Below are 13,741 nucleotides of genomic sequence, written 5' to 3' on the forward strand. Positions count from 1 at the left end.
AAAAATACTACAAATGCAACTGCTTTAAAGTCTAATAATATAGAAGGGTTTAAGATAAACTGTATCTTTTATACTACATATATAACAATGTGATCTACATTTATATAACAATGTGATCTACATGTAGATAACAATTTGAATTATGTTTACGTGTTAATGGATATAATCTACCCAAAAGAAAATAAAGAATTAAACTTGTTCGGCTGCTTTGATAAGGGCTTGGGCTTTATGCATCGTTTCATCCCATTCTGATTGGGGTACCGAATCATATACAATGCCAGCACCTGCCTGTACATGTAATATCTGATCTTTAACAACTGCAGTGCGAATAGCAATCGCCATATCCATACAACCATGCCAAGAAAGATATCCAATAGCACCTGAATAAATATTACGTTTAAGTGGTTCTACTTCATTAATAATTTCCATAGCACGAACTTTCGGTGCGCCACTGAGTGTGCCTGCTGGGAAAGTTGCCTTAAGAACATCTATAGCACTCATTGTCTCTTGTAAATCACACTCTACATTAGAAACAATATGCATCACGTGGGAATAGCGTTCAACAAACATTTTATCGGTTAGCTTAACACTGCCAGTTTTGGCAATACGACCTAAATCATTACGACCTAAATCAATTAACATTAAATGCTCAGCTATTTCTTTTTCATCAGCTAGTAACTCTTGTTCAAGCGCCAAATCATGAGCTTGATCTTTACCGCGTGCTCGTGTGCCAGCAATTGGTCGAACAGTGGCTCGTCGATCAGAATCAACCCGTGTTAAAATTTCTGGCGATGAGCCAATGATATCAACATCTCCTAGGTTAAGATAATACATATAAGGTGAGGGATTAAGCCTTCTAAGCTGTCGATACAATTCAATTGATGGCGCTGTATAAGGCGCACTAAGACGTTGTGAAGGAACAACCTGCATTACATCACCTGCAACAATGTATTGTTGAATACGTTCAACCACATCTTTATAACTTTGCTCTCCAAAACTAGATTTAAAATCTTCAGGCTTTAAATGATCGGATTGGTAAGATTGTTTAATTAGAGGTTGGTCTATTTGCGCTTCAATTTCATCGAGACGCTCAAGCGCTTGCTCATAACTATGTGTCTTCGGATTAACATGAGTCAGTAAAAAAGCTTTATTAGCTAAATTATCAAACACCACTAGATCATTCGAGACCATTAACAAAATATCAGCAATATTTAGCTCATCTTTAAGATTAATATCTTGTAGTTTTGGTTCAATATAACGAATAATCTCATAACCAAAATACCCAACCAATCCACCATTAAATTCTGGCAGGTCGTTAATTTCTGGCACTTTAAATTGCTGCTGATATTCCTCTATCCAATCAAGTGGGTCTTTAACTTCAAAACGCTCAATGATGGTTGAATCTTGCTCAATCTGAACTTCATGATCAAATACTTTGATCACAGTTTTAGCACACAAGCCAATCATGGAGTATCGACCCCATTTTTCACCGCCTTGTACTGATTCAAATAAATAACTATAAGTATTATTTGCAAGTTTTAAATACAACCCTAATGCAGTATCAGTATCTAGCACCACTTCTCTAAAAACAGGAATATGGTTGTACCCTTGATCGGTATAGTTTTCAAAACTTGTTTTGTTCATAAACGCATTTTAACGGATTTTAGACATAAAAAAACCGCATCGAACACGATACGGTTTTTATTTAGCATTAAGACTTAGAAATTACTCATGAACCTCGTCAGCTTCACTTAACTCAGCAGCTAAAGCAATTTCAGCATCAGCACTGTGAGTTATGCTTGCGGCGCGCTTAGCACGACGCTCCTGATGATGCGCAAATCCGGTTCCAGCTGGAATCAATCGACCCACAATTACGTTTTCTTTCAAACCTTGTAGTGAATCTACACGGCCAGTTGTCGACGCTTCTGTTAGGACTCGAGTTGTTTCCTGGAATGAGGCTGCTGATATGAACGATTCAGTTGCAAGTGATGCCTTGGTAATACCCATGAGTAATCTTTGGTATGTCACCAATTCTTTTCCTTGAGCGGCTAATTGCTTATTAGTTTCGATCACTCTTGCATATTCTGCAGTTTCACCATTTACAAACTTAGAGTCACCAGAGTCAAGCACTTCTACTTTACGTAACATTTGCTTAACAATAACCTCAATATGCTTATCTGAGATGTTTACACCTTGTAAGCGATATACATCTTGAACTTCTTTCACAACATAGTTTGCTAGTGCTTCAACTCCCAATAGACGTAGGATATCATGAGGATTGGAAGGGCCATCAGAGATTACATCGCCCTTTTCAACGGTTTCACCATCAAATACGTTAATTTGACGCCATTTGTGAATCATCATTTCAGTTGCTTCGCCTTCTGCAGAAGTAATAATCAAACGATCTTTACTCTTAGTTGGGTTACCAAAACTAATCACACCTGATTCTTCTGCAAGAATTGAATGGTCTTTCGCTTTACGTGCTTCGAACAAATCAGCAACACGTGGCAAACCACCGGTAATATCGCTTGTCTTAGATTGATCCTTTGGAATCTTAGCAAGCACTTCACCTGCTGCGATCACTTGATTATCTTCCAAATGAATCTTAACCATTGACGGTAGATAATGCGTAGATAGTACAACTTCCGAATCACTTTCTTCAACCATCTTGATCATTGGCTTTAAACCTTTAGCAGCGGCTGATCTTTCTGCTTCAGCAATCATTTCAAAGAATGTTAGGCCCGTTAATGGATCAGTATTCCTATTAACCGTAATACCTTCTTCGAAGTCAACAAATATTACGCGACCTGACTGTTCTGTAATGATTGGATGTGTATGCGGATCCCAGTCAGCAATTTTATCTTTTGCTTTAACTTCACCACCTTCTTGTACATGTACGACAGCACCATATGGAATCTTATAACGTTCTACATCCTGACCTTTAGTATTCCTAATAGTTACTTCAGCAGATCTAGAAATTACCACTAGATCATTATTATCATTAGTAATTGATTCAACATTTTCAAAATGAGCGGTACCATCAATATTTACGTTAATACTACTGACTGCTGTTGAAGCAGATGCTGCGCCACCAATATGGAAGGTACGCATAGTCAACTGCGTACCTGGCTCACCGATTGATTGTGCTGCAATAACGCCTACAGCTTCACCAACACCAATCTTATGGCCGCGTGCCATATCGTTACCATAACAGCTTGCACAAACACCATAACGAGTATCACAGGTAATCGCAGATCTTACCTTGATTGATTCTACACCAAGCTCATTCACCTTTTCAGAATCATTCAGCGTAACCAAATGACCTTTAGGCATAAACACATCATAGGTATCAGGAATCAATATATCTTCAGCAACTACACGTCCTAAAACAGCTGCACCTAATGTTTGAACGATATTGCCGCCGTCAATAACAGCCTTCATAATCATGCCATTTTCAGTACCACAGTCATCTTCAGTAATAACTAAGTCCTGACCAACATCTACCAAACGACGTGTTAAATAACCTGAGTTTGCCGTTTTAAGTGCTGTATCAGCCAAACCTTTACGAGCACCGTGTGTTGAAATAAAGTATTGCATGTTATTCAAACCTTCACGGAAGTTTGACGTAATTGGCGTTTCAATAATAGAGCCATCTGGCTTAGCCATTAGTCCACGCATACCAGCCAACTGTCTCATTTGTGCAGGTGAACCACGAGCACCCGAGTCAGCCATCATGTATACAGAGTTAAAGGAAGCTAGTTTTTCAGTTTTACCATCTTTAGTTTCGAATTCTTCAAAGCCGATTTCATCCATCATTGCTTTTGCAACTGTTTCAGAAGTGCGTGACCAAATATCAATTACCTTGTTATAGCGCTCACCATCAGTTACCACACCTTTAGAGAATTGGTCTTGAATTTCCTTGACTTGATCTTCAGCATCGGCAATCATCCCAGCTTTTGTATCTGGAATTGTCATGTCATTTGAACAGAACGAGATACCAGATTTAGTTGAATACTGGAAGCCCATATACATCATCTGATCTGCAAACATTACAGTTTCTTTTAATTCTTGTGTACGATAACAAACATGAATTAGATGTGACACAACCTTTTTAGAAATTGCCTCGTTAATTAAATCAAACGATAAGCCATTTGGCAAGATTCTAGAGAAAATTGCACGACCAACTGTTGTGTCAACAATACGCTTTGAACTTGGTTCAAATTTATCCGCATCATTTTTAGTGTACTCTTGAATTCTTAATTTTACTTTAGCATGCAATGTTACATGGCCTGCTTCATAAGCATTAAGCGCTTCAGCAGGAGAGGTGAATACCATGCCCTCACCTTTCTGATTGATCATGTCACGCGTCATGTAATACAAGCCCAAAATAACATCCTGTGAAGGGACGATAATTGGCTCGCCACTTGCAAGGTGTAAAACATTGTTAGAAGCAAGCATTAATGTTCTTGCTTCTAACTGTGCCTCTTCAGATAATGGTACGTGTACTGCCATCTGGTCGCCATCAAAGTCAGCGTTAAATGCGCCACAAACTAATGGATGTAATTGAATTGCCTTGCCTTCAATTAATAATGGCTCAAATGCTTGAATGCCTAATCGATGCAAAGTTGGTGCACGGTTTAACATGACTGGATGTTGGTGAACAACTTTTTCTAGCACATCCCAAACTTCTGGAGTCTCGGCTTCAACCATTTTTTTAGCTGCCTTGATAGTGGAAGCCAAACCTTTAGATATAAGACGATTGTAAATAAATGGCTTAAATAATTCTAACGCCATTTTCTTTGGCAAGCCACATTGGTGCAACTTAAGGTAAGGACCACAAACAATAACAGAACGTCCTGAATAGTCAACTCGCTTACCAAGCAAGTTTTGACGGAATCGACCTTGTTTACCTTTGATCATGTCAGAGATAGACTTTAATGGACGACGATTAGTACCCATAACTGCACGACCACGACGTCCATTATCAATTAATGAATCAACCGCTTCTTGCAACATACGTTTTTCGTTACGTACAATAATTTCGGGCGCATCAAGCTCTAATAAACGTGCTAAACGATTATTACGATTAATAACACGTCGATAAAGGTCATTTAAATCAGATGTAGCAAAACGTCCGCCATCTAATGGCACTAATGGGCGTAGATCAGGCGGAAGTATTGGCAATACTTTTAAAATCATCCACTCTGGCTTATTACCTGATTGAATTAAAGAATCAATTAGTTTTAGACGCTTGTTATACTTTTTAAGTTTAGTCTGAGATTTGGTATTTAAACTATCTTCACGTAAATTAGCCGCCTCTTTTTCAAGTTGCATTTCAGCTAAAACGTCTTGGATTGCTTCCGCACCCATTTTAGCTTCAAACTCATCATCACCGTATTCATCTAGTGCATCGAAATACATCTCTTCAGTTAATAACTGCTTATGTACTAATGGTGTAGAGCCAGGATCGGTTACTAAGAATGCTTCAAAATACAATACACGCTCGATATCTTTAAGCGTCATATCCATTAGCAAGCCTAAGCGTGATGGTAATGATTTAAGGTACCAAATATGAGCTACTGGTGCTGCTAATTCAATGTGGCCCATGCGTTCACGTCGAACCTTAGAGAAGGTAACTTCAACGCCACATTTTTCACACACAACATTACGGAATTTCATACGTTTGTACTTACCACACAAACATTCGAAATCTTTCATTGGTCCAAATACTTTCGCACAGAATAAGCCTTCACGTTCAGGCTTAAAAGTTCGGTAGTTAATGGTTTCAGGTTTCTTAACCTCGCCATATGACCATGAACGAATCTTCTCAGGAGAAGCTAGGCCTACTTTAATTGCATCAAACTCTTGCTCTCTGTTTTCTTGCTTTAATATTGTTAATAAATCTTTCACTTTACTCTCCTAATTAGTATTGCTCAAGCTCAACATCAATACCTAATGATCTGATCTCTTTAATAAGTACATTAAATGATTCTGGCATCACTGACTCAGTCTGATTCTTGCCATCAACAATACTCTTGTACATCTTGGCACGACCTGCTACATCATCAGATTTAACGGTTAACATTTCACGTAATGTGTGTGCTGCACCATAAGCTTCTAATGCCCATACTTCCATCTCACCAAATCGTTGACCACCAAATTGCGCTTTACCACTCAATGGCTGTTGCGTTACTAAAGAGTAAGGTCCAGTTGAACGAGCATGCATTTTGTCATCCACTAAGTGATTCAGTTTCAGCATATGCATGTAACCAACCGTTACTGGACGGTCAAAAGCATCACCCGTACGACCATCGTACAATTGTTCTTGACCTGATTCAGGTAGATCAGCAAGTTTAAGCAATGACTTAATATCCTGCTCCTTGATGCCATCAAACACTGGGGTTGCCATTGGCACACCCTCTCTCAGGTTTTTAGCTAATTCTATGATTTCTTCATCATTAAATGCAGCAAGATCTTCTTGCTTACCATACGAGTTATAGACTTTATCTAAGAAGGCTCTAATTTCAGCAACCATTTCAGTGCGTTTTTCATCAAGCATAGCGGCAATTTTGAAGCCCAAGCCTTTTGCAGCATAACCTAAATGTACTTCTAATACCTGGCCAACATTCATTCTAGATGGAACGCCTAACGGGTTTAGTACTACATCAACCGTCGAACCATCAGCCAAATAAGGCATATCTTCAATCGGAGAAACACGAGAGATAACACCTTTATTACCGTGTCGTCCTGCCATCTTATCACCAACTTGTAGAGTTTTACGTGTTGCCACATAAACCTTAACCATCTTCATAACACCAGGTGGCAATTCAGCGCCTTCATTAATCTTGGCCTTCTCTTCTTCAAGGTATTTGTCAAATTCAACTTGCTTGGCTTTTGCCTGCTTAACTAAGACTGCTACTTCTTTATTAATTGTCGCATCTTCTACTTTAATTTTAGCAACATCTTTATTGTCAAGCTTTTTCATTAACTTAGCGTTAAGCTTTTCGCCTGCTTTAATATCGCCAACAGGTTTTGTTATCACATTACCTGAAAGTTTAGTGCGAATTCGACGATAAATATCGCCATCAATAATGCCAAATTCATCATCAATATCTTTCTTAATTTTTTCTAATCGATCTGAGTCAATACTTAATGCTCTTGAATCTTTTTCAACACGATCACGAGTGAAAACCTGAACATCAATAACGACACCCGACTTAGAAGCACCAATTCTTAATGATGAATCCTTGACGTTATTAGCCTTTTCACCAAAGATAGCTCGTAGTAATTTCTCTTCTGGAGAAAGCACTGTTTCACTCTTAGGCGTTACCTTGCCTACAAGGATATCGCCACCCTTAACACGTGCGCCAACATAAACCACACCCACTTCGTCTAATTTAGCAAGCGCCGATTCGCTAACATTGGGGATATCGGCTGTAATCTCTTCAGGACCGAGTTTAGTATCACGAGAATATGCGGTTAATTCTTCAATATGAATTGTTGTATAACGGTCGTCTTTAACAACTTTTTCAGAAATTAAGATTGAATCTTCAAAGTTGTAACCATTCCATGGCATAAATGCAAGCTTCATGTTTTGGCCAAGTGCCAATTCACCTAAATCTGTAGAAGGGCCATCGGCCAAAACATCGTTCTCGGAAACTTTATCACCAACATTAACCAAAGGTTTTTGATTGATACAAGTATTTTGATTTGAACGAGCATATTTAGTTAGATTATAAATATCAACACCTAATTCACCGGCTTTAGCCTGCTTAGCGTCCACACGAATTACAATGCGTGACGCATCGACAGCTTCAACTACACCCGCATGTTTTGCAGTCACACAAACACGAGAGTCTGTTGCTACAACACGCTCAATACCAGTACCAACTAAAGGTTTTTCTGCACGAAGTGTTGGAACAGCTTGTCGCTGCATGTTTGAACCCATTAACGCTCGGTTAGCATCATCATGCTCAAGGAATGGAATTAAATATGCAGCAACTGATGATATTTGTTTAGAATCAATATCAATCAAGGTTACTTCATCAGAACCTACCAATACAAACTCATTCTTATTTCGACATGAAATTAAACTATCGATTAACATTCCATTATCATCAACAGCTGCATTTGCTTGAGCAATGGTATGTGAGATTTCGTCAATAGCAGAAACATAAACAACTTCATCTGTTACCTTGCCATTCTTAACTACTTGATATGGTGTTTCTAAAAAGCCATAATCATTTGTTTTAGCATAAACAGCCAAAGTATTAATTAAACCAATGTTTGGCCCCTCAGGTGTTTCAATTGGACATAATCGGCCATAATGTGACGGATGAACATCACGTACTTCAAAACCAGCACGTTCACGAGTTAGACCACCTGGACCTAATGCAGAAATACGACGTTTATGCGTTACACCTGATAGTGGATTAACTTGATCCATAAATTGAGACAGCTGAGATGATCCAAAGAATTCTCTTACCGACGCCGATACTGGCTTAGAGTTAATTAAATCTTGTGGTGTCAACTCATCAGTTTCAGCTAGATTTAAACCTTCTTTAACTGCTTTTTCAACTCGCACCAAACCAATTCTAAATTGGTTTTCGATCATTTCACCAATTGCTCTAACACGACGGTTCGCTAGTGTATCAACATCATCAACTGAATCGTTACCATCTTTGATATTGATTAGTAATTTAATCACGCTCAAAATATCATCGTTAGTTAACACATGATCACCAGTTTCTGACTCAACACCAAGACGTCGATTAAGCTTCATACGGCCTACTTTAGATAAGTCATAGCGGTCATTCTTAAAGAATAAGTTGTTAAACAATAGATTTACAGCATCTTCAGTAGCTGGCTCACCAGGTCGCATCACATGATAAATGCTCATGCGTGCTTCAATTTCAGTTTGCGTATCATCTAGACGTAAAGTGTCAGAAATATAGGCGCCAGTTTCAGATTCGTTAATATAAAGAACATCGAATTTCTTAATCTTATTACCAATTATTAACTCAAGAACATCCTCAGAAATTACTGTATTAGTAGCAACAAGAATTTCACCTGTTTCCGTATCAATAATTTCATTTGAAATTACTTTATCCAACAAAGACTCTAAAGGAGCAGAGATTGCTTTAACACCTGCTGCATCAAGCATCTTGATATGTTTAGCGGTAATACGTCGCCCCTTCTCGACAACAACATCTTTACCAGCAAGAATATCAAATTCTGCAATCGTGCCACGTAGACGTGACGGTGTAATACCTAACTCGCAAGACTTAGCCTTCATCTTAACAGATGATGTCTCAAAGAAGGTTGACAGGATCTCACTACTTGACAATCCCATGGCACGCAACAAGGTTGTGACTGGCAATTTACGACGACGATCAATCCGAACATATAAATGCTCATGATGATCAAACTCAAAATCTAGCCAAGAGCCACGATACGGAATAACACGTGATGAAAATAAAATCTTACCTGATGAGTGAGTCTTTCCCTTGTCGTGTTCAAAAATAACACCTGGAGATCTGTGCAGCTGAGATACAACAACACGTTCAGTACCATTAATCACAAAGGTACCTGTGTCAGTCATTAATGGCAACTGCCCCAAGTAAACATCCTCTTCAATGATTTGTTTGACTTTACGTTTTTTCTTTAAAGTAGAGCCATTTTTATCGAACAATACTAGGTTAAGCTTAACGCGCAATGTAGAAGCAAAAGTTACACCACGTAACTTACACTCTTCTACGTTAAACTTAGGCTCTTGTAATTCATAATCTACATACTCAATTTCGGCATAACCGTTAACTGCAGTAATAGGGAAAACTGATTGAAACACTGCATGCAAACCTACATCTTCTTTAGTTTTATTACCAGCTTGAATGAAGCTGTTAAAAGAATCAATCTGAATAGCTAACAGATCTGGCTCCTGCAAAATCGATGATCTTGTGCCAAAGTTGTTTCTAATTCGCTTTTTTTCCGTAAATGAATAAGCCATGAATACCTCGTATTAGTCGTTCTAATTTAGCTAAGAAGCAATATACTTCTTAAAATAAATCCAATCTAGATAATAAAAATAGATTGGAAATACACACAATAAAGTGTGTAAATGCAATAAACACCAAAATCCCCTAGTGGGGATTTTGGGTTTTTACCTAAAACTTATTATTTAAGTTCTACGCTAGCACCAGCTTCTTCAAGCTGCTTCTGAACATCTTCAGCTTCTGCTTTAGATGCACCTTCTTTGATAGTCGCAGGAACAGCTTCAACCATGTCTTTAGCCTCTTTAAGACCTAGACCAGTGATACCACGTACTGCTTTAATAACAGCAACTTTCTTTTCACCGAAAGATGTCATTACAACATCAAATTCGTCTTTCTCAGCTGCAGCTTCGCCACCAGCATCGCCAGCGCCTGCTGCAGGTGCTGCTGCTACTGCAGCTGCACTTACACCAAATTTCTCTTCCATTGCAGAAACTAATTCAACAACGTCCATTACAGACATATCTGCAATTGCATTTAAAATATCTTCATTTGATAATGCCATGATATTTACTCCTTTTTTTTATATTATTTGTTTATTATTTTTGTTGCGCTACTGCTGACACCACACGAGTCACTTTAGTTGGAACTTCATTTAAAGTTCTAGCTAGTTTCTCAACTGGTGCTAACATTAATGCCATAACTGTACTAATTGCTTGATCTTTAGTTGGAAGGTCTGCAATACGCTTAAGTTGATCTGCATCTACAAATTCACCTGAAACGCCCAAACCTTTAACGACTAAATCTTCATTTTCTTTTACAAAGTCTTTGAAGACACGTGCAACTGCGCCTGGATCTTCCTGAGAAAAACCAAGAATTACCGGACCACTAAGAACTGGTAATACACATTCACACGATGTTTCGTTTAGCGCTAATTTTGCCAATGAATTCTTTACAACACGTAAAGAAACGTTAGCATCTAGTGCGCTAGCACGAAGCATAGTCATTTGTTCAACTGTCAATCCACGATACTCAGCTACGCCAACAGAAATTGCACTATCAGCTAGTGAATTTACTTGTTCTACAACAACTTTTTTTGCTTCAAGATTTAGAGCCATTTGCCTCTCCTGAACAGTTTAAAAAAGAAAGTTATCTTTTGACAACTTTCGCCATAGAGTACTTGCATACCCTCTACATAAGCAGATTGTGTTACCAATCATTTAAGTAAAAACTCCAGGAGGAGAATTTACACCTATGGTCTTTGAGGAACGCAATAATAATTACTACGACCCAAAGAATTTATTTACTTGAACCTATTAAAGATCAAGAGTGCTTAAATCAACTGAAACGCCTGCGCCCATTGTTGAAGAAACACTTAATTTTTTAAAGTAAACACCTTTAGCCGAACTTGGCTTAGCCTTTTTAAGTGCTTCCATTAGTGCGGTTATATTTTCAGATAAAGCTTTAACATCGAATGATGCTTTACCAATACCCGCATGAACAATTGCAGCTTTATCAGTACGGTAACGTACCTGACCTGCTTTAGCATTGTTAACTGCAGTAGCAACATCTGGTGTTACTGTGCCAACCTTAGGGTTAGGCATTAAACCACGTGGACCTAATACCTGACCTAAACGACCAACAACACCCATTGCATCAGGTGACGCAATAACAACATCGTAGTCTAGATCACCATCTTGCATAGATTTCATTAGATCTTCCATGCCAACAACATCTGCACCAGCTGCTTCGGCTTTTGCAACGTTATCGCCTTGGGTGAATACAGCAACACGAACAGTTTTACCAGTACCATTAGGAAGCACAACAGCACCACGAACGTTTTGATCAGATTTCTTAGCGTCAACACCTAAGTTAACACTCACATCGATAGATTCGTCAAAATTTGCAGTTGCACATTCTTTAATTAAAGTCAATGCATCTTCAATTGAATAACGCTTACCATGTTCAATTTTACTTGCGATATCTTTTTGTTTTTTTGTTAAGTTAGCCATTCGATTAACCCTCCACTTCAATACCCATTGAACGGGCAGTACCAGAAATAATTGTAACAGCAGCTTCTAAATCATTTGCATTAAGATCTTTCATCTTAATCGTTGCAATTTCTTCTAATTGAGCGCGGGTAATTTTTCCTACTTTATCAGTATGTGGAACGCTAGATCCCTTAGCAATTCCTGTTACTTTAAGAATAAGCAATGAAGCTGGTGGTGTTTTTGTAACAAAGGTAAAGCTACGATCGCTGTATACTGAAATAATTACAGGAACTTTCATGCCTTTATCAATCTCTTGAGTCTTAGCATTAAATGCCTTACAGAACTCCATGATGTTAACACCATGCTGACCTAATGCAGGACCAACTGGTGGTGACGGATTAGCTTCTTGTGCAGGCACTTGAAGCTTAATATATGATTCAATTTTTTTAGCCATTTTTCTTCCTTGAGGAGTTTCCTCGATTGGGTAATAACGCCTATTAAGCTCCCCGTTTAAAAAAAGCGACAATTACGTCGCTACGTTACTATGTTTTTTCTACTTGTGAGAACTCAAGATCAACCGATGTTGTACGACCGAAGATTAACACCTCAATCTTTAAAATACTCTTCTCGTAATCAACCGCTTCAATAATGCCATTAAATTCACTAAATGGTCCATCAATAACAAGTATCTCTTCACCAGGTTGATAAGCAATCTTAGGTTTAGGTTTATCAGCTCCTTCTTGAACACGAGCCATAATACGATCAACTTCACGTTGAGTAATTGGAGATGGCTTACCAGATGATCCACCAATAAAGCCAATAACATTATTAGTATTTTTAACAAGCAGCCAACTAGGCTCAGTTAACTCCATGTTAACCAACATATAGCCAGGGAAAAACTTACGTTCAGCAGTTTTCTTTTGACCATCTTTAAGTTCAACCACCTGCTCAGTAGGCACCATAACCTCACTAAACAAGTCCTCTAAACCTTCTCTAGTGATAGCATCTTCAATTGCAGTTTTAACTTTAGCTTCATAACCACTTCTAGCATGAAGCACATACCATCTTTTAGACATCTACAGCTCTCTTAATTTGTTAATAATTGAACCATCCATGAAAAGAATGAATCAACTATCCACAAGAATATAGCAACAATTATTACTGCCACCATAATCATGCCTGTCGTTTTGACAGTTTCATCACGTGTTGGCCATACTACCTTACGTAACTCGATTTTAGTTTCTTTGATAAACGTGCTTAATCGCTTACCTTGAGGTGTCCTGAAATAAATCAGGCCTGCAATCACAAGACCTGCTAACAAAATTAAAACTTTGTATAGTGTTGTAATTAGTCCTAATGGATCCAAATAAAACATGACAAGAGAGGCGATCACTATAAGGATTGATAAATACACTCCTAGTGATGATTCTTTTGTCTTAGTTTCTACTGTTTTATTCACAATACACCTTCTAACATGGCAGGCGAGGAGGGACTCGAACCCCCAACCAACGGTTTTGGAAACCGCCACTCTACCAATTGAGCCACTCGCCTATAAACTTTAAAGGCTCGGACCTAAGCCCGAGCCAAATTTTCTTAGATTTTCCTAAGTTTAAACTTAGAAATTAATCCGTAACCTTAGAAACAACGCCCGCACCAACTGTACGACCACCTTCTCTAATTGCGAATCTTAATCCATCTTCCATAGCGATTGGAGATAATAGCTCTACTTCCATTTTCACGTTATCGCCTGGCATTACCATC

9 protein-coding genes, 1 tRNA gene and 1 pseudogene are annotated in these 13,741 nt (G+C 38.4%); all 11 read right to left on the reverse strand.

Features of this window, described 5'->3' with window-relative positions; genetic code table 11:
- Positions 1-189 precede the first annotated feature (189 nt).
- Entirely contained in the window at positions 190-1,644 is a 1,455-nt protein-coding gene (gene trpE, locus P8M52_RS03965; protein ID WP_300307649.1) for an anthranilate synthase component I, read from the reverse strand.
- 81 nt (positions 1,645-1,725) lie between these two features.
- Complete coding sequence (gene rpoC / locus P8M52_RS03970; protein ID WP_300307652.1) at positions 1,726-5,910, reverse strand: DNA-directed RNA polymerase subunit beta'; 4,185 nt, start codon at positions 5,908-5,910, stop codon at positions 1,726-1,728.
- 13 nt (positions 5,911-5,923) lie between these two features.
- Positions 5,924-10,006 carry a DNA-directed RNA polymerase subunit beta gene (gene rpoB, locus P8M52_RS03975; protein WP_300307654.1) on the reverse strand — a complete coding sequence of 1,361 codons (4,083 nt, stop codon included), beginning with the start codon at positions 10,004-10,006 and terminating at the stop codon, positions 5,924-5,926.
- A 167-nt stretch (positions 10,007-10,173) separates the two neighbouring features.
- Positions 10,174-10,554, reverse strand: a complete 381-nt coding sequence (gene rplL, locus P8M52_RS03980) for a 50S ribosomal protein L7/L12 (RefSeq protein WP_300307656.1) — start codon at positions 10,552-10,554, stop codon at positions 10,174-10,176.
- A 34-nt stretch (positions 10,555-10,588) separates the two neighbouring features.
- Positions 10,589-11,107, reverse strand: coding sequence for a 50S ribosomal protein L10 (gene rplJ / locus P8M52_RS03985; protein ID WP_300307658.1), 519 nt, complete (start codon positions 11,105-11,107; stop codon positions 10,589-10,591).
- Positions 11,108-11,305: 198 nt separating this feature from the next.
- Positions 11,306-12,001: a 50S ribosomal protein L1 gene (gene rplA / locus P8M52_RS03990; protein WP_300307660.1), complete on the reverse strand. Its 696-nt coding sequence runs from the start codon at positions 11,999-12,001 to the stop codon at positions 11,306-11,308.
- 4 nt (positions 12,002-12,005) lie between these two features.
- A complete protein-coding gene (gene rplK, locus P8M52_RS03995) occupies positions 12,006-12,434 on the reverse strand; it encodes a 50S ribosomal protein L11 (protein ID WP_300307663.1) in 429 nt (142 codons plus the stop codon).
- Positions 12,435-12,522: 88 nt separating this feature from the next.
- Positions 12,523-13,056 (reverse strand): transcription termination/antitermination protein NusG, encoded by a 534-nt coding sequence (gene nusG, locus P8M52_RS04000; RefSeq protein WP_300307665.1) that lies wholly within the window; start codon positions 13,054-13,056, stop codon positions 12,523-12,525.
- A gap of 11 nt (positions 13,057-13,067) precedes the next feature.
- Complete coding sequence (gene secE, locus P8M52_RS04005; protein WP_300307667.1) at positions 13,068-13,439, reverse strand: preprotein translocase subunit SecE; 372 nt, start codon at positions 13,437-13,439, stop codon at positions 13,068-13,070.
- A gap of 16 nt (positions 13,440-13,455) precedes the next feature.
- Positions 13,456-13,531, reverse strand: a tRNA-Trp gene (locus tag P8M52_RS04010).
- Positions 13,532-13,602: 71 nt separating this feature from the next.
- Positions 13,603-13,741, reverse strand: a pseudogene (gene tuf, locus P8M52_RS04015) (elongation factor Tu); the annotation flags it as partial.

Origin of the sequence: Candidatus Thioglobus sp., assembly GCF_029243085.1 — a bacterium.
In the GTDB taxonomy this organism is placed as follows: domain Bacteria; phylum Pseudomonadota; class Gammaproteobacteria; order PS1; family Pseudothioglobaceae; genus Thioglobus_A.

What these genes read in the sequence shown, in the direction of transcription:
- trpE (WP_300307649.1), bottom strand. Translation starts at nt 1,644, where the DNA reads ATGAACAAAACAAGTTTTGAAAACTATACCGATCAAGGGTACAACCAT.
- rpoB (WP_300307654.1), bottom strand. Translation starts at nt 10,006, where the DNA reads ATGGCTTATTCATTTACGGAAAAAAAGCGAATTAGAAACAACTTTGGC.
- rplL (WP_300307656.1), bottom strand. Translation starts at nt 10,554, where the DNA reads ATGGCATTATCAAATGAAGATATTTTAAATGCAATTGCAGATATGTCT.
- rplJ (WP_300307658.1), bottom strand. Translation starts at nt 11,107, where the DNA reads ATGGCTCTAAATCTTGAAGCAAAAAAAGTTGTTGTAGAACAAGTAAAT.
- rplA (WP_300307660.1), bottom strand. Translation starts at nt 12,001, where the DNA reads ATGGCTAACTTAACAAAAAAACAAAAAGATATCGCAAGTAAAATTGAA.
- rplK (WP_300307663.1), bottom strand. Translation starts at nt 12,434, where the DNA reads ATGGCTAAAAAAATTGAATCATATATTAAGCTTCAAGTGCCTGCACAA.
- nusG (WP_300307665.1), bottom strand. Translation starts at nt 13,056, where the DNA reads ATGTCTAAAAGATGGTATGTGCTTCATGCTAGAAGTGGTTATGAAGCT.